Raw genomic sequence first — 17,423 nt, 5'->3', positions numbered from 1 at the left:
CAGGCAGCGAAAACACCTATTTCAACCATCGTGAATAAAACGTCGAATAGACAAAGCGGTTCGCTAGTTGTTAATTTCAATCCAGCAATAAACCAATAATCCCTGTTACCACAACCTCCGTTTTGAAAAGAAAGACGTAATAAACATGCAGATTCGTCGCGTACTAGCCGCTACCTCGGCAGCAGTTATCGCTGCAACTGGCCTGGTTGCCTGCTCCTCTGATTCCTCCGACTCCGCTTCCGGCGATTCCGAGTCCGCAGAGCAAGACGGCCCAATCCGCGTAGGCACCACCGATGCCGCCAAGAAGGCATGGGCTGCGCTGGAAGAGGCAGCTGAAGCTGAAGGCATCGATATCGAAATCGAGAACTTCGCTGACTACTCCACCCCTAACCAGGCTTTGGAACAGGGCCAGCTGGACACCAACAACTTCCAGCACCTGAAGTTCCTGGCTGAGTACAACGTCGGCAACGACTCGGATCTGACCCCAATCGTGGCCACCGAAATCATTCCTTTGGCACTGTTTTGGAAGGACCACGACTCCATCGACGGCATTGAGGGCGAATCCATCGCTATCCCGAATGACCCATCCAACCAGGGTCGCGCCATCAACGTTCTGGTCCAGGCTGACCTGATCACCTTGAAGGAAGAGGGTCTGGTTACCCCAACCCCAGCTGACATCGACACCGAGGCTTCCAAGGTTCAGATCACCCCAGTTGACGCTGCACAGACCCCATCCGCTTACGGCGAGGGCACCCCAGCAATCATCAACAACTCCTTCTTAGACCGCGCAGGCATTGACCCTAACCTGGCTGTCTTCCAAGACGATCCAAACTCCCCAGAGGCTGAGCCTTACATCAACGCTTTCGTAGTCCGCGCAGAAGACGCAGACAACGAGACCATCAAGAAGTTGGCTGAACTCTGGCACTCCCCAGAAGTCCAGGCTGCTGTCGATGAAGATGCCAAGGGCACTTCCGTTCAGGTAGAGCGCACTCAGGAAGAGCTGCAAGAAATCTTGGACCGCCTCGAAGAAGCAGAGCGCAACAGCTAAGATTTCTTAAGTACACATCGAACACCCCGTCGGCGAATCGCGCTTGACGGGGTTTCCAACTGAAATGAGTAAAGCCATGAGCACTGTTGGAACGCGGGTAGAATTCCGCAATCTCACCAAGGTTTTCAAACAGAAAAAAGCTGAGATTAAAGCACTAGACAATGTTTCGCTGACCGTTGAGGCAGGCGAAATCATGGGCATTATCGGCTATTCCGGTGCCGGTAAGTCCACGCTGGTGCGCATGATTAATGGACTGGATCAGCCGTCTTCGGGCAGCGTGTTACTGGACGGCACCGACATCGCGAAGATGCCGGAGTCTAAATTGCGCGGAATTCGTAAGAATATCGGTATGATTTTCCAACAGTTCAACCTGTTTACCTCACGCACGGCAGCGGGCAATATTGAGTATCCACTCAAGCTGCAGGGCATGGGTAAGGCTGAGCGTAAAAAGCGCGTGGCTGAGCTTCTGGACTTCGTTGGTCTGGCTGACCGTGGCGGCAACTACCCGGAGCAGCTTTCAGGCGGCCAGAAGCAGCGCGTGGGTATCGCTCGTGCGTTGGCTACCAACCCGACGCTATTGCTTGCCGATGAAGCCACCTCCGCCCTTGACCCCTCCACCACCAAGGAGGTGCTCGAGCTTCTGCGTGAAGTCAACAAGGAATTCGGCATCACCATCGTGGTGATTACTCACGAGATGGAAGTTGTTCGTTCTATCGCTGACAAAGTTGCGGTGATGGAAAACGGTGTCGTCGTGGAACAGGGCTCTATCTATGAGGTCTTCTCCAATCCGCAGACTTCCGTGGCGCAAAGTTTCGTGGCTACCTCGCTGCGTAATACTCCTGACCAAGTCGAAGCCGATGACTTGCTGGCTTATGATGGCCGCCTGTTCACCATCGAGTTGGCTGAGGACTCCGGCTTCTTTGGCGCGGCTGCCGATGCTCGCAACGCCGGCGTTAATATCTCCATCGTCCACGGTGGTGTGACCACGCTGCAAAAGCATTCCTTTGGCAAGATGACTGTTCGCCTTAACGGCCCACAGGCTGCAATCCAGAACTTCTACAACACCTTGAACGCCACGACCGATATTCAGGAGATCACCCGATGAACATCAACTATCTGGCAGAAGCCGACTGGGATCGCCTGGGCAGCACTTTAACCACCGCTATCCAAGACACCCTCATCATGGTCATTGTCACCATGCTGGTGGCGGGCATTTTGGGGTTGTTTATTGGTATTTTGCTCTACACCACGCGACCTTCGGGTATCTTGAAAAACCGCGTGGTTTACACCGTGTTGAACGTGCTGGTGAACTTTGTTCGCCCGATTCCGTTCATCATCTTGCTCGCCTTTGTCCAGCCAGTCACCTTGGCTGTGATGGGCACGTCGATTGGCCGCAACCCCGCAACATTCGTCATGGCTATCGCCGCGACCTTTGCGGTTGCTCGTATCGTTGAGCAAAACCTGGTCGCCATTGACCCTGGCGTGATTGAAGCTGCTCGCGCCATGGGTGCAGGTCCGTGGCGAATCATCACCACCGTCATCATCCCTGAAGCACTTGGCCCACTGGTCTTGGGCTACACCTTCCTATTCATCGGTGTGGTTGATATGTCCGCGATGGCCGGCTACGTCGGCGGCGGCGGGCTGGGTGACTTCGCGATTGTCTACGGCTACCGAGCCTTCGAGTGGGAAGTCACCCTGGTAGCAACCCTTATCATCATCGTCCTGGTTCAGGCTGCACAGTTCTTCGGCAACTGGCTATCTGCCAAGATCATGCGCCGATAACTCGCGCAGCCACCCAGACTGAGGAAGTCTTTGGTTTGTCTCCACACGAGGAGATAACACCAGGGACTTCCTTTTTCTTTAGCTCCACGCGCCAGCTGCGACCGTCTACGTGGGTTACTTCCACGGGCTGATGGTCTTTGCCTTTCGGCTCCTCATCGACCACGGTAAGGTCGCCGTAGTGGAGGGTCTCGGAGGCATCGATAAGCTGCTGCGCCACCGCTAGCTCTGCGACCTGGGCGCGCGGTGCCAGCTGGCCATTGCCGCGGTTACCGGGGAAGAAATATTCTTTCTTTAGTGCTGCCTCAACCAGCTGCTTGCCGGCCTCTGCGTTTAGGCGGCCGAAGGAATAAGCCCAGGGCATCAGCAAACTCACGGCGGCAAAACGGTGGCCTTTCATGTGCGAGGCTTCCCAGACGAGGCCTTCACCAAAATGCTCACTGAGCTCGGCGGCCAGCGGGCGACCTTTGACCGCGCAGCAGACATCGCGCTTGCCATGGGCACAGACTAAAAGCACAGGCTTATCGATGACCTCGGCGCCATTTTTACCCGGCCCCGACAAATCCAGAGTAAGGATTTCTTCCGGGTCTTCCAGCAGTACTAATTCCATGATTTCTTGCTCAGCCCAGACTAAATAGCAGCGGTGCAGCTGGCCGACATCGCGTCCCGCGCGGCCGGGGCGGCGAATAAGCTGCAGGCCAGCGCCCTTTCCTGCTTCCTTGAGCTTTCTTTTCAGCGCCGATGTGAGATCTTTAGAAAAGGTCTTGCCGTCTAACACGTCACGGGACCACCCACCAGGCCACTCAAATAGCACATAGGCGCGGCCTTGCTTCGCGCTTCCTGCAAGCGGCTCGCCTTGAACATCAGAACAGAAAGTCATATTTTCACTCTACCTAGGTGGTCAAAAGCATTAAGAAAATTTGGTACTAGAAAGTTCGCAATCCTTTGCATTACCGATTATTGTATTTCTCATGAATAAATCCCTCCGCGTGGTGCCAGCGTTGCTGCTTACAACATCACTGACGCTTTGTGCATGCAGCGTGGAGGGCAAAGACCAAGTCACCATGGCGGCGTCTACCAAATCGGGGATCTCTCCGCTGGGCGATACCAATATCGCGATGAAAACCTCGCGTCCCAATAAACCTGCCCAGCTGCTAGTTACTGATGTCCGTCTTGGGATTCACGACAGCTTTGAGCGCGTGGTTCTAGATCTAGACGGCAATGGCGATCCGGGCTGGTTTATTGATTACACGGATAAGCCCATGCAGCAAGGCTCTGGCGCACTCGTGCAACACGATGGGCGTACCACGCTTAACGTCAATATCGATGGCACCGTCTACCCGCATGAGCTCAACATGGAAGACCCGGAGCTTCATACCGTTTCCAGCCAGGATGGATTCATCTCCCAGGTCATCAGCACCGGCACCTATGAGGGGCGCTCGCAGTTTTTCATCTGCCTGGATGAAGCCCGCCCCTATTCGGTACAGGTTTTAGAAGACCCCAAGCGCATCGTCATCGATATCCTGCGTTAGCTGTAGGTAGCTAACTATAGGTAGCTTCCACTCTCCACTGCCCCGCGACCCACTGCAATAACCACGCCCTTTCATAGGGCTCATTTTCGGCCTTGCCCACCAGTTGCAACCGCGCCACCCGCCGTGGGTTTTCTGCGGCCTCTGCGTTTTGTGGCTGCCACCAGAAGGTATCGACAGGCCACGGCCCTGCCCAGCCCACCACCTTGTAGCGATGCTTGCCCCAGCCGATGGCATAAGGCACCGAGGACAGCACTGCCTCAGCGGTGACGACGACGTCTTTCGCGGTGGCATCGATAAGCCGAATGCGTGACGCGGGGTGCTGTGGCCCTCCGCCACGACGAGCCGGCAAAGGCCCTGGAATCTGCCCGGGCCACAGTTTGTCGCCCTTCTGTGGGGTTTCATCGCCATAGGGCACAAAATCCACCCGCTCTGCCACTCCCCGGCCACCGGCTGCCCAGGGCTGCAGGACTTTATCCGTGCCCAGCGTCGACTGCACACGAGAGATAGCCCTTTTAACATGCTCATCGGAGCTACCGCTGCCCCACAACTGGCCAATGAAATCTGGCGCGCTGGTTTCCATCGGTTCCAAAGACAGCTCAATGATGCCGGCACCCTCAGACTCGGCATCGTCTGCGGGATGCCCATCTGCCGCTCCTGCGTCCGCTGCCCGCGCAGCGGTGAGCCAACCGTCGAGCTGCCAGCGCACGCGGTCTGCCGTGGCATCCTCGCTTAATGCTTCGCGCGTGCGCCAGATACGCTCGAGCGCCTGCCCACGATTAAACTCCGCGCGGATTTTCAACCGCAGACACACCACGCCTGCAGCCGCGAGCTTTTCATGTAATTTCGCCGCCAACTGGCGCGCGGCGAAAGCCGCCGAGTCCACGCGCGCAATTGGGTCCGCAGGAATCACCGCGACAGACAGGTCACTGCGCGCTTCCTCAGGCGCAACTTTCCGATCCGCACGTGCGGTCACGATGTCATGCACCCGCGCACCCGGTGGCCCGAAACGGTTGACCACCTGGTGCAGGGGCAAATTCGCCACATCGCCTAATCTCCGCAGGCCCAGCTGCTGAAACTGCTGTACTAACTCATGCGGAATCCCCAATGCGGTTTCGGCGGATAATACGGAGACAGGTTGCATCGATAAGTAATCTTTAGAAGCCCCACGAGCTACTACCTGTCCTGTTTCCTGATCTCGCGCGGCAATGATCGCCGTAGCGATTTCATCCGCGACACCTACCGTAGTGTCCACCCCCTGGCGCGCAACGGAGTCAATGAGCATCTCCATGGCCTTTGCACCGTGGAACCGCTCCGCCGCACCGGCATCGACGATAACCAGCCCCGGGCGCAACACCTCCACCGACGAAGCCACATCATCCAAAGAGCTAGCGATGACCGCAAACAGCGCGCCATCACGGTCCTCATTGGCTTCCACCACCGTGGCTTCACTGCAAATGGCTTGCGCCTGCCGCAACCGCATCCCGCGCTTGACCCCGGCCGCCCGGGCCGCGCGGTTGCACACATCCACATGGTGGTGCCGCACCACAATGATGGCACCTGTCAGCGAGGAATCTTCAATCTGCGCAGCTTGAATGGGCCAGTCCGGAAACCACAGCGCTGCAATGCGCGGGGCTGCAATACGAGGTTGTCCATCACTCATACTGCCCTCAGCTTTGGACGTGGTCTATCCGGCCGTGGCGTACTTGCCTGCTTCCCGCAGAAAATTGTTGTGGACTTCGGGCGCATGCCTTTCGCTTCTGTCCGCACCGCAATATCAACGCCCCGGATTCTTCCGGTGCCACGACCAATCCCGTGATAGCCCACCACATTCGCGTCCATGTGTAACGAGGTGCCCGGCAATCGCGCATCGATGGTGACCAAAGCCGCTTGCCCAGCGCGCAGCCTGGCCAAGAGTGGCCGTGCCCGCGCGGGGCTAAGTTCCACCGGCGCGCCGTGGTGAAACACCACGTCCATGCCTTCGACTAATACGCCAGTAATGCTCCAGGGATCAGCACCCGGGTCCGGGATAGTCACCACGCGCGATAAATCCCCTTGTTCGACAACCTGTGCGAGCAGCAATTCTGGCCATCCAACCACCGCAACATGCCCGCCAGCGGCGGTAACGTGCGAAATAATCTCGACCGCCAGCGCCGGCGAATTAGACAACGACATCACCTGCCGCCGCGGAATGCCACCTCCCGGCAGTACAGAAGTAAGCCCTGTAGGCACAGAAATAACGTCTTCATCTGCGGATTCTTCAATTTCCGGCGCCTGCCCAGATCCAAGTGCGGCCATACGCGAGCGCAGCGCAGCAACACACTCACTGCGACTGAGGCCCTCCAGGTCAACGGCAGAAGATCCTTCAATCCCACCGTAGCGAACACTTGTTTGATTCACGGTATTAGTATGCAACCTGCAACGGACACATTGCAACTATATGTTCGAAAACGCTGGTAGGGTAATCGAACACTTTTCAATGCCATTAAAAGCAGCCTAAAACTGCACAAAACTACCCTATAACTATCCCGCCCTTTTGCAATAAGGGCAGAACAAAGGGATTTTTACCCATAAAAATCCCCAAAACGGCTAGGACTAATCCAAGTCCCTATCCGCTGCCCAGCGCGTGAGCTGATAGCGGTTCGACTGCTGCGTCTTGCGCAAGATGTTCGAGGCGTGCGTTTCCACCGTCTTGATTGAAATAAACAGCTCTTGACCAATTTCGCGGTAGGTATAGCCACGTGCCAAAAGCCGCAGCACTTCGAGCTCGCGGCGCGTAAGTGCATCCACGACCGGATCTGAAATTGGTTCTGGTTCCGAGTCCGGACCACCCGCTGGGTCGGGTGCCGGCTCACCGGAGGCAAAGGCATCGAGGACAAAACCTGCCAGCCGTGGGGAGAAATACGCATCGCCGCTATGGACCCGCTCAATAGCCTCTGCGAGTTCCGCACCGCCAATATTCTTGGTTACGTACCCACGCGCGCCAGCCCGAATCAACGCGATAACATCTTCTGCTGCATCAGAGACTGATAGCGCGAGAAACTTCGGACCATCTTCACCTAGCTGCGCTTTGGTGATATTGCTCAGCACCGCCAGTCCCCCACCATCTGGCATGTGCACGTCCAAAAGCACGACATCTGGGTTGGTTTCTGTAATTCCACTGGTTGCTTCAGCTACCGTGCCGGCATCACCAACGATGGAAATACCTTCAGCATTTCCTAGTTCAGCACGCACCCCGGCACGGAATACGGAATGGTCATCAACCAGAAAGACATTCACCATGTTCACAAGGTTACACGGCAGCTAAACGACGCTCCCTCGAAGCATAAAAATAAAAAACCTTTAACTCGCGATGGTGAGGGTGACCTCGGTGCCCTCACCTGGAGTGGACTTAATCTTCGCCGTGCCGCCGATGCGGTTCATGCGTTCCACGATGGAATCGCGGATACCGTGGCGGTCTTCGGGAACAGCCTCCGAATCAAAACCTGCGCCGCGATCGCGAACGAAAATAGAAAGCTCGCCGGCGAGGTGCTCGGCGTAGACATCAACGGAATCCACACCGGCATGCTTGCCGGCATTGACCATAGCTTCGCGCGCGGCCATCACCGTAAGTTTGGTGTCTTCCGCCAGCGGGATGTCTTCGCCGACGGTCACCGGGCGAATTGAAATACCAAACAGATCCTCAACCTCACCGCAGGCAGTATCTAATGCGGCAAAGACAGATTGCGAGGTCTTTTCTTCCGAATCAAACAACCAGCCGCGCAACTCACGCTCTTGCCCGCGGGCGAGGCGTGCGACTTCCTGGGGGTCATCGGCACGCTTTTGTATCAGAGCGAGGGTCTGCAGCACCGAATCATGTAAACGCGAGGCAATCTCCGCGCGCTCATCGGACGCTGCCTTCGCCGCTTGTTGCTCACTGAGTTGATTCCACATGCGAATGCCCAGCGGTACCACCAGCGCACCGATACCGCCTAAGGTCAGCACGACAGCCAACACAGCAGAGCCGAAAGAATCATTGCCCTGCCAGCTTAAGACCATAAATAGCACGCCGGAAAAGACCAGCACCGCACCAGAGACCACGCTAATAATGCCGGTGGTACCGCTGAGCCCGCGGTCATAGGCACGCCACGCTAAGAAAGCACCAACTGCCACGATAATCAGCGGCAGCAGGGCAAACAGGGACAATCCCGCGCCCAGAGTGGCAAAGAGAATTGGCCCCACAATGGCAAAAGCAATAATTAAGCTGTTGACACCGCGCGGCAGCTTCCCCGCGAAACGGTCGCTAAATGCACCGGTAACAGGGTAAACATCGCCAGCTTTAACCAGCATCCACAACCCGGCATAGACGAACAAGCCCACGCCAGAAGCCAAAGCCGCTACCGCAAAGACTAAACGGACAAGAAGCACATCCACATTCAGGTGTGCGGACACACCAGAAGCGACGCCCGCCACCACGCTGCCATCAGAGGCACGTTTTAAGCGTGGATATGGTTCAGGGCGCTCAGCAGTTGCATAAGGCGCAGGAGTGGTCATGGCTTTATTGTGGCACGGCCAATGCCCCCGAGGGTATCGGGGAGAACCCTGAATCAAAAAGATCAGGGCAGTCCCCGATAGTAATTTTTTGCTGTGGATTTGATAATTAACTCATGACTTCCTACGAGCCTTCCCCATACGGCCCAGATGCCCACGGAGCATCATCCCAATCCAATCCGTACAAGAAACCATCGAATCTTTCGGACAACGCGCAAGCGGACAGCACCCAAACAAGCGCGAACGGTAAAAAGCCACAGCCTGATTTCATGGAAGAAATCACCAATGCTTTTACTGAAGCCAAAGACAGCATCACTTCTGCTTTCACTGAGATGCGGTCAGAGAGCCCAAAGTCAGATAAGCAGGGCGATGATAACGCATCGCTTAGCGATGCCCCCAAGACCACCTTCGATGACGTAAAGAAGCAGTTCAAAGAAATGTGGGCATCACGCCCAGTACGCCTGCCATCCGATCAAGGTGGCGGCGGCAAGATTGCCGGTGTGGCCGAGGGCATCGCGGTTCGCTATCAGATAGATCCCACCCTGGTTCGCGTTGTCTTCGTCGTCACGGCCTTTTGCTGGGGCGGTTCGATTGCCCTGTACCTGCTGGCGTGGATGTTCATGCCGCGCTACTCCAAGACCACCTCACCTTTTGAGGATGCCTTTGGAGAGAAGAAGGACCTTCCAAAAAATTCTGATGGTAAATCCACTTCGGAGAAGTCCTTGGGCATGACCCTGGCGATTATCTTCGCTGTAGGCTTTATCCTTCCGCTGATTTTCTCCTCGAGTTCGCTGACCATGCTGCTACCTATCGCGGCCGGTGTCGGTGGCTGGTACTTGCTGCACAAACGTCGCCCGGACGCACCGGCAGGTTTGCTGGCTACCCCGCAACAGCACGCCGAGCCACCACGGGATGAGCACATTGACTTGTCGATGTTCGAGCCTATCGATGGCTACCCCTTCCCCGATGGCCGCACCACCCCACCGGCCTGGGATCCGCTAGGCGCGGCACCTGATACCTGGCACTTGCCTGACCCAGATCCGATTGTGCAGGAGCCACAGCCGAAGAAGAAGCGTCGCTGGGGTCGTGTACTCGGCATCATCAGCGCGGTTATCGCGGTATGGGGTCTAATTATCGGCGGCATCGTGCTCGCCTTCGGTCTCACAGCTAATAGCCCAAGTTGGACTTCTTCGAACTGGGGAACGAGCTCATATACTCCAGCCAATGAAGCAGCCCTCACAGATGTTTACGACATGGGAATCGGCACTTTTACCCTCGACCTCTCACAGACTGAGGGCTTAGATAACATGACCGAGAACCGCACCGTCACCATCGATGGCGGTATCGGTGCAATCAACCTGGATCTGCCAGAAAATACTCCGGTCAATGTGACATGTGATTCTGGGATTGGTCAAAGCAACTGTGTTGAACTACACCACGATGATGCCAAGCTCACCATCGATATCGACGCCGGTATCGGCACCACCACCATTGATTATGGCTTCATGAGCGAGGAAGCCGACAAGGCTCTCACCAACACTGGCCGTTAACTAGCTCTAGGAAGTCAGCAGACAGTCACCACCTACTAAAGGCGAAGCCCCAGTTCAGATAAATATCTGGCTGGGGCTTTGTCCTACTCTTCTAAGTAAAACTTCCTAGAAGTTTTACTCCCACTCGATGGTTCCCGGTGGCTTGGAGGTGATGTCGACGACCACGCGGTTGACGTCGTTGACTTCGTTGGTAATGCGGGTGGAGATTTTCTCTAGGACGTCGTAAGGAACGCGGGTCCAGTCGGCGGTCATGGCATCCTCGGAGGACACTGGGCGCAGCACGATTGGGTGGCCGTAGGTGCGGCCGTCGCCTTGGACTCCCACGGAGCGGACATCGGCAAGCAGTACGACTGGGCACTGCCAGATATCACCGTCGAGGCCAGCGTTGGTCAGCTCGGTACGCGCAATCAGGTCTGCTTGACGCAGGATTTCTAGACGCTCCTCGGTGACTTCACCGATGATGCGGATGCCTAGGCCAGGGCCAGGGAATGGCTGGCGGGCAACGATTTCCTCAGGCAGGCCGAGCTCGCGGCCGACGGCGCGGACTTCGTCCTTAAACAGCAGGCGTAGTGGCTCGACGAGCTCGAATTCGACATCGTCTGGCAGGCCGCCAACGTTGTGGTGGGACTTGATATTTGCGGTGCCGTCACCGCCGCCGGATTCAACCACATCCGGATACAAGGTGCCCTGGACCAGGAAGTCCACTGTGGAGTCTTCAGGAGATTCTTCCAAAGCCTGAGCCACGGCACGCTCAAAGGAACGGATGAATTCCGCGCCGATAGCCTTGCGCTTAGCCTCAGGATCGGTAACACCGGCGAGCTTAGACAAGAAAGCATCAGCTTCATGCGCGGTAATCAGCTTCGCACCAGTCGAAGCCACGAAGTCCTTTTCTACCTGCTCACGCTCACCGGCGCGCAGCAGACCGTGGTCCACGAACACACAGGTCAAACGGTCGCCAATGGCGCGCTGCACGAGCGCTGCAGCGACTGCGGAGTCCACGCCGCCCGACAGGCCACAAATAGCGCGGCCTTCAGGGCCGATTTGCGCGCGGACATCATCGATAAGCTGCTGCGCAATATTTGCCGAGGTCCAGGTCTGCTCTAGCCCTGCTACCTCGGTGAGGAAGCGAACGAGTACTTCCTGTCCGTGTGGGGAATGCATAACCTCGGGGTGGTATTGCACACCAGCCATTTGCTTGGCCACGCATTCCATCGCTGCAACCGGCGCACCAGCCGACGATGCGGTCACGGTAAAGCCCTCAGGTGCCTTATCCACAGCATCACCGTGGGACATCCAGACCTTGTGGTTTTCTTCTAAGCCGTCGTGCAGCACACCACCGGTATGGGTGATTTCGGTGCGGCCGTATTCACGGTCACCGGTTTGCGCAACGTTGCCACCCAAAGCATGGTTCATGGCCTGGAAGCCGTAGCAGATGCCAAAGACTGGCACACCAAGCTCGAGCAGTTCAGGCTTTAATTGCGGGGCGCCATCGGCATAAACAGAGGACGGGCCACCGGACAAAATCAAAGCTGCAGGGTTTTTAGCTTTAATCTCTTCAACGGTAGCGGAATGTGGGACTACCTCGGAGTAAATCGATGCCTCACGTACGCGACGAGCAATCAGCTGTGCGTATTGGGCACCGAAATCCACCACGAGGACTGGGCGCGGAGTTGTTGCAGGTTGAGTCACACAGGTAGTTTAACGCACCCGCGGCCTGCGGCGGTAAACCATCCACACGATTATCGCGGCCGCTATCCCAATGCTGGCACCGGCAATCACATCGCTTAGCCAATGCACCTTTAAGTACAGCCGGGATGCAGCGCTTGCCGATGCCCCCACCACCGCCACGACCACCCACACCCACGGGTATTTCACGCGCCAGGTCTTGCTCAGCCACAAAACGCTTAGTGCTATGGCGATCGCAAAAGCTGCGGAAGAATGCCCTGATGGAAAAGACGGATCGTGGGTGTAAACCAGCTGCTCTTCTATCGGCGGGCGGGGGCGCTGGATGATGTATTTCAACAAGGTGGTCACCGCCTGCGCGAGCACGAGACTGGCTGGCACATACGTAGCTAGCCATGGTGAGACCTTCTTGAACATGGCGATGCCTGCTGCGATAAACACCACGACGAACAAGTAGCGCGGGCTCATGGCGGTACTAAACGCCGCAATGATTTCAGCTACTGCCATGGTCTGCTCCCGGCTTCGCTCCCGGCTCCGCTGCCGGCTCCGCTTCGGATTCCACTACCGATTGTGCTGCGATTTCTGCGGCGGATTCAGCCAACGCTTCTCGCAGTGCGCGCAGTGCTGGGTGCTGCGCGCGGCCAGCACGCACAGCCGTGTACAACGTGCGGTGCGGGCGCCCCGGGAGATGAACAAAGCGCACGCCGGGCTGCAACGGGCCGAAAAGCGCCGAGGTCACCGAACACGCATGGCCCGTACGCACCAGATAGGTCTGGAGAAACGGATCTGGAGTTTCAAAATCCACTTTGGGTTCAAACCCATATTGCAAGCAATACGCCTGAAAGAATCTGCGCAGAGAAAACTCCACAGAGTCCAAAGCAAAGCTCACGCCGGGTTGGCCCTCATGCCCGGCTAACTCCTCCACGTCTTGGAACGTCAGGGTGGAATCCTGCGGAGTGATCAGTACCAATTCATCATCAATCAAATGCTCACGGTCCACGGTGTTGTCCGTCAGCGGCATCACCCCGGGATAGTCCTCGCCCAAAATCAAATCCACGGTTCCTTTGGATAATGCCGGCATCGCATTTTCAATATCGAGCTGCTTAATCTCCAGCCGCAAATCCGGGTACTTATGTTTCAGTGAATCCAGTGCCGAGGGCAAAATCGACGCCAAGGCCGTTTGAAAACTTGCCACGCGAATCCGCCCGCGGACCTGCGAGGTGGAGTCGAGGACGGCGGACTGGGCGGCATCGGCAAGCGCTAAAAGCTCATCAGCATAATCTGCCAACAGCTCTCCCTGCTCAGTGAGCACAATCCGACGGCCCGAGCGCTCATAGAGTTTGACCCCGACGTCCTTTTCACACTGCGCGAGCTGCTGGGAAATCGCCGAGTGCGTATAGCTTAAAAGCTCCGCCACAGCCGTTACTGTGCCGAGCCTGCGCAGCTCCCGCAAGATACGCAAACGGTGTAAATCGAGCATGTTTCGCTCCGAAGAATCTCATCGAATTATTTGGTAGAAAATCTTAACTATTAACGCTATTAATTGTAGATAGACTAACAGAATGATCTATCGCAAAATACATGTATGACCAATCCATACGCAGTTTTATGCATCATCGGCTCTTGTATTTCTTTGCAGGTCGGCGCGGCATTAGCCATCCAGCTCTTCCCGCACGCCGGCGCCTGGGGTACAGCGTCGATTCGCCTTCTCATGGCGGGTGCGATCTTGATGGTGATAACGCGCCCGAAGTTTCATACCTGGACGCGCAAACAATGGGTTGGCGTCGCGCTTTTCGGCGCCTCCTTGGGAATGATGAACGGATTTTTCTATAACGCCATCGACCGCATCCCACTGGGCACCGCGGTGACTATTGAGTTCCTAGGTCCCCTGGCGCTGGCCGCATTCTTATCGCGCACTTTCCGCGACGCTGCCTGTGTAGCTCTAGCGCTGCTCGGCATGGTCTTACTCGGCCTGGATTCCTTCACCGGGGAGTCCTTGAGCTTGCTCGGCGTCATCTTCGTGCTCATCGCCGGGGCATTCTGGGCCTGCTACATCCTGGCTTCTAAAAATGTCGGCACCCTGGTCCCAGGCCAAGGAGGGCTCGCAGTCGCGCTGATTATCGGTGGTATCTTGCTCGCGCCGCTATCTGGCACTAAGGCACTGGTGGTGTTTACTGACTGGAACCTCTTCGCCCTTGCCATCGGCACGGCCATCCTGGCGTCCCTGGTTCCCTACTCCCTCGAACTGGTCGCACTGCGTCGGCTGGAGCCCAACGTATTTTCCATCCTCATCTCACTCGAGCCCGTCTTCGCCGGACTCTTCGGCTGGATTCTGCTATCTCAAAACCTCAGCACGTTGAAGATCTCCGCCATCCTGCTGGTGGTTCTGGCTTCCATCATCCAAACCGTGGCCAAACCATCCAAGAAAGTCCCCGAACCCGACGTGGAAGAACCCATCTATCAGCCGGCCCGCAAACGCAGTCTGCGCCAGCGCCTTCGGCGCGTAAGCAACGTGCGCAGCTAGCGGCAGGAACCGCTTTAGGGATCGAAAAAGGCCGTTCGGAAGAAAATCTCCGAACGGCCTTTGCGCTAATTTAGCGAACCGCAAGTCCAACCTTCTGGAAGGACTTCAAGTCCGTGTAGCCACACTTGGCCATCGCGCGGCGCAATCCGCCAACCAGATTCAGCTGTCCAAATGGTTCATTGGATGGACCGTACAGCACGGTTTCCAAAGATGGCTTGTTATTGCCCTCCATGCCATCCAGGTCAAACATTGGATCGCCAGCGTAGTCCACAACGCCGCGTGGGAAACGCGGGTGACCAGCAACCGCTGGCCAGTAAAAGCCACCAGCACCGGCTTCCGCAGCCTGCGCCAAGAGCGGCCCCAGCACAACTGCGTCTGCACCACACGCAATAGCCTTGGCCATATCGGCAGAAGAATTAAGGTCATCGTCTGCCAGAATGTGCACATAGCGGCCGCCGGTTTCATCGAGGTAGTCGCGGCGGGCGGCGGAGACATCGGCGATGGCAGTTGCCATAGGCACATCGATGCCGACGGTCTCAGCGTTAGTGTTCACGCCGCCGCCGACGATAACACCTGCAGCACCGGTGCGCATCAAGTGCAAAGCAGTGGTGTAATCCACCACGCCACCAGCAATGACCGGAACCTCCAAGGTGCCAATGAACTCCTTCAAGTTCAAAGGCTCACCGCCGGTAGAAACATGCTCAGCAGAAATCAGCGTGCCCTGAATAAACAGCAACTCAGCACCAGCCGTGATAACGATTGGTGCAATCTCACGCGCATTCTGCGGAGACACGCGCACAGCAACCGTCACGCCCGAATCACGAACCTGAGAAATACGCTCAGCCAAAAGCTCCGGCTTCAACGGAGCTGCGTGAAGTTCCTGCAGCACCGAAAGATCGTCTGAGCTCTTGCAGACCTCCGCGATGACCCCGTCCAGGTCTTCGTGGCGGCCCCACAGACCTTCAGCGTTAATAACACCCAGGCCGCCTTGCTTGCCCATCTCGATAACAAACTCAGGGGTAGCCAAAGCATCCGTTGCGTGAGAAACCACCGGAATATCAAACGTGTAGGCATCAATATGCCATTGCGTGCTCGCATCCGAGGAGGAACGAGTACGGCGGTTCGACACCAAAGAGATATCAGCTAAGTCATAGGTTCGGCGCGCCTCACGGCCAATACCAATTTCAACGTAGTCACGCATGAATTATTTTTAATCCTTAACGGTAGTTCGGAGCTTCTACAGTTTGCTGCAGGTGGTGCGGGTGCGACTCGGCCAAGCCAGCAGTGGTAATACGCACGAACTGCTTGGTCTTCAGCTCTTCAATAGTAGCGGAGCCAGTGTAGCCCATTGCCGCGCGCAAACCGCCCACAATCTGGTGGGTAATCTGACCAATTTCGCCGCGGTAAGGAACCTTGCCTTCCACGCCTTCTGGAACCAGCTTGTCTTCGCTTCGCACATCTGCCTGGAAGTAGCGGTCCTTGGAGTAAGAACGCTTCTCGCCGGAGAGGCCACGGCCTTGCATAGCGCCCATCGAACCCATGCCGCGGTAGCGCTTGTACTGCTTGCCGCCGACAATCACGATGTCACCAGGAGCCTCCAGGGTGCCTGCGAACATCGAGCCCAGCATGACCGAGTCCGCGCCAGCAGCCAAAGCCTTAGCAACGTCACCGGAGTACTGCATGCCGCCGTCTGCAATCAAAGGCACGCCCGCAGCAGAAGCCACGGTAGCTGCTTCCATGATCGCGGTAATCTGTGGTGCACCAACACCAGCAACCACACGGGTGGTGCAGATAGAACCAGGACCAATACCCACCTTGATGGCGTCTGCGCCAGCCTCAATCATCGCCTTTGCTGCCGAGCGTGTTGCCAGGTTGCCGCCGACAACATCAATCTTGGAGCCGAAGTCATTCTTGACGCGCGAGACCATTTCCAGCACGCGGTTATTGTGCGCGTGTGCGGAGTCGACAATGAGAACGTCCACGCCGGCATCGACAAGCAAGCCTGCACGCTCATAAGACTCCTCGCCGGTACCAATACCTGCTGCTACTAGCAAACGGCCCGAAGCATCCTTGGAGGAATTCGGGAACTGCTCGGTCTTTACAAAGTCCTTAACGGTAATCAGACCGACCAGCTTGTTGTTTTTATCAACGATAGGTAGCTTTTCTACCTTGTTTGTCGACAGCAGATCCAGGGCTTCTTCCTTGCTGACGCCTTCTTTTGCCACAACCAGCGGCATAGCGGTCATGATGTCAGAAACCTTGCGGGAATAGTCGCGCTCAAAGCGCATATCGCGGTTGGTGCAAATGCCCAACAAGGTGCCGTCTTCGTTGACCACAGGAAGACCAGAGATGCGGAAGCGTGCACACAGGTCATCAACTTCCTGGATAGTCATGTCTGGATTCGCGGTCACAGGGTCGGTGACCATGCCGGACTCAGAGCGCTTGACGATTTCGACCTGCTCCGCCTGCTCTTGCGAGGACAAGTTGCGGTGCAAGACACCAATGCCACCCTGGCGTGCCATGGCAATAGCCATGCGCGCCTCAGTAACCGTGTCCATCGCAGCCGATGCCAAAGGAATACCTAAACGAGTATTGCGGGTGAACTGCGCCGAAGTGTCTACTTCCGACGGAACAACATTGGATTCGGCAGGTAGCAGCAGCACGTCATCAAACGTCAAGCCATGCAGTGCAACCTTATTTGGGTCATCTCCACCGGTAGAAACACGATTTTCGGTCATTACGGGTCTTCTCCTTCGCACACGCTTTTCTTTTTCACTACC

General features: G+C 56.5%; 16 protein-coding genes. 6 read left to right on the top strand and 10 right to left on the bottom strand.

Going from position 1 to position 17,423, the window contains the following annotated elements:
- Positions 1-145: 145 nt before the first annotated feature.
- The 3 genes from CSTAT_RS02825 (at position 146) to CSTAT_RS02815 (ending at position 2,830) form a co-directional block, all read left to right on the top strand.
- Complete coding sequence (locus tag CSTAT_RS02825) at positions 146-1,048, top strand: MetQ/NlpA family ABC transporter substrate-binding protein (RefSeq protein WP_075722399.1); 903 nt, start codon at positions 146-148, stop codon at positions 1,046-1,048.
- A 76-nt stretch (positions 1,049-1,124) separates the two neighbouring features.
- Positions 1,125-2,153, top strand: a complete 1,029-nt coding sequence (locus CSTAT_RS02820; RefSeq protein ID WP_105323371.1) for a methionine ABC transporter ATP-binding protein — start codon at positions 1,125-1,127, stop codon at positions 2,151-2,153.
- A complete protein-coding gene (locus tag CSTAT_RS02815) occupies positions 2,150-2,830 on the top strand; it encodes a methionine ABC transporter permease (protein WP_066792498.1) in 681 nt (226 codons plus the stop codon). The genes CSTAT_RS02820 and CSTAT_RS02815 overlap by 4 nt, the downstream gene beginning before the upstream one ends.
- Here CSTAT_RS02815 and CSTAT_RS02810 read toward each other — a convergent pair.
- Positions 2,817-3,707, bottom strand: a complete 891-nt coding sequence (locus CSTAT_RS02810; protein ID WP_075722398.1) for a sucrase ferredoxin — start codon at positions 3,705-3,707, stop codon at positions 2,817-2,819. The two genes, CSTAT_RS02815 and CSTAT_RS02810, sit on opposite strands and share 14 nt — an antisense overlap.
- A gap of 91 nt (positions 3,708-3,798) precedes the next feature.
- Here CSTAT_RS02810 and CSTAT_RS02805 point away from each other — a divergent pair, with 91 nt between their 5' ends.
- Positions 3,799-4,359, top strand: coding sequence for an AMIN-like domain-containing (lipo)protein (locus CSTAT_RS02805; RefSeq protein ID WP_075723769.1), 561 nt, complete (start codon positions 3,799-3,801; stop codon positions 4,357-4,359).
- Between the two features lie 10 nt (positions 4,360-4,369).
- Here the strand turns inward: CSTAT_RS02805 and CSTAT_RS02800 are convergent, their stop codons facing one another.
- The 4 genes from CSTAT_RS02800 to CSTAT_RS02785 form a co-directional block, all read right to left on the bottom strand.
- Positions 4,370-6,019 (bottom strand): Y-family DNA polymerase, encoded by a 1,650-nt coding sequence (locus CSTAT_RS02800; protein ID WP_075722397.1) that lies wholly within the window; start codon positions 6,017-6,019, stop codon positions 4,370-4,372.
- Positions 6,016-6,756 (bottom strand): hypothetical protein, encoded by a 741-nt coding sequence (locus tag CSTAT_RS02795; RefSeq protein ID WP_075722396.1) that lies wholly within the window; start codon positions 6,754-6,756, stop codon positions 6,016-6,018. Before CSTAT_RS02795 ends, CSTAT_RS02800 begins: the two co-directional genes overlap by 4 nt.
- Positions 6,757-6,951: 195 nt before the next feature.
- The gene (locus tag CSTAT_RS02790; RefSeq protein ID WP_066792495.1) at positions 6,952-7,638 is read right to left on the bottom strand and encodes a response regulator; all 687 of its coding nucleotides are present in this window, start codon (positions 7,636-7,638) and stop codon (positions 6,952-6,954) included.
- 60 nt (positions 7,639-7,698) lie between these two features.
- Positions 7,699-8,889, bottom strand: a complete 1,191-nt coding sequence (locus CSTAT_RS02785) for an ATP-binding protein (RefSeq protein WP_075722395.1) — start codon at positions 8,887-8,889, stop codon at positions 7,699-7,701.
- A 113-nt stretch (positions 8,890-9,002) separates the two neighbouring features.
- Here CSTAT_RS02785 and CSTAT_RS02780 point away from each other — a divergent pair, with 113 nt between their 5' ends.
- Positions 9,003-10,436, top strand: a complete 1,434-nt coding sequence (locus CSTAT_RS02780; RefSeq protein WP_083640618.1) for a PspC domain-containing protein — start codon at positions 9,003-9,005, stop codon at positions 10,434-10,436.
- A 114-nt stretch (positions 10,437-10,550) separates the two neighbouring features.
- Here CSTAT_RS02780 and guaA read toward each other — a convergent pair whose 3' ends face one another.
- The 3 genes from guaA to CSTAT_RS02765 are packed head-to-tail and all read right to left on the bottom strand — an operon-like array spanning position 10,551 to position 13,599.
- The gene (gene guaA / locus CSTAT_RS02775) at positions 10,551-12,125 is read right to left on the bottom strand and encodes a glutamine-hydrolyzing GMP synthase (protein ID WP_191374215.1); all 1,575 of its coding nucleotides are present in this window, start codon (positions 12,123-12,125) and stop codon (positions 10,551-10,553) included.
- A 9-nt stretch (positions 12,126-12,134) separates the two neighbouring features.
- On the bottom strand, positions 12,135-12,626 hold the full coding sequence (locus CSTAT_RS02770; RefSeq protein WP_075722394.1) for a phosphatase PAP2 family protein: 492 nt from the start codon (positions 12,624-12,626) through the stop codon (positions 12,135-12,137).
- Complete coding sequence (locus CSTAT_RS02765) at positions 12,613-13,599, bottom strand: LysR family transcriptional regulator (protein ID WP_075722393.1); 987 nt, start codon at positions 13,597-13,599, stop codon at positions 12,613-12,615. The genes CSTAT_RS02770 and CSTAT_RS02765 overlap by 14 nt, the downstream gene beginning before the upstream one ends.
- Before the next feature lie 105 nt (positions 13,600-13,704).
- Here CSTAT_RS02765 and CSTAT_RS02760 point away from each other — a divergent pair, with 105 nt between their 5' ends.
- Positions 13,705-14,643: an EamA family transporter gene (locus CSTAT_RS02760; protein WP_075722392.1), complete on the top strand. Its 939-nt coding sequence runs from the start codon at positions 13,705-13,707 to the stop codon at positions 14,641-14,643.
- Positions 14,644-14,713: 70 nt separating this feature from the next.
- On the opposite strand, the gene CSTAT_RS02755 is transcribed toward CSTAT_RS02760, so the two are convergent.
- On the bottom strand, positions 14,714-15,844 hold the full coding sequence (locus CSTAT_RS02755; RefSeq protein ID WP_075722391.1) for a GuaB3 family IMP dehydrogenase-related protein: 1,131 nt from the start codon (positions 15,842-15,844) through the stop codon (positions 14,714-14,716).
- Between the two features lie 16 nt (positions 15,845-15,860).
- A complete protein-coding gene (guaB, locus tag CSTAT_RS02750; protein WP_066792489.1) occupies positions 15,861-17,381 on the bottom strand; it encodes an IMP dehydrogenase in 1,521 nt (506 codons plus the stop codon).
- Positions 17,382-17,423 lie beyond the last annotated feature (42 nt).

The sequence above is a fragment of the Corynebacterium stationis genome, from assembly GCF_001941345.1.
GTDB lineage: Bacteria > Actinomycetota > Actinomycetes > Mycobacteriales > Mycobacteriaceae > Corynebacterium > Corynebacterium stationis.
The sequence above is the reverse complement of the archived record's forward strand: the minus strand, read 5'-3'. Positions and strand labels throughout refer to the sequence as shown.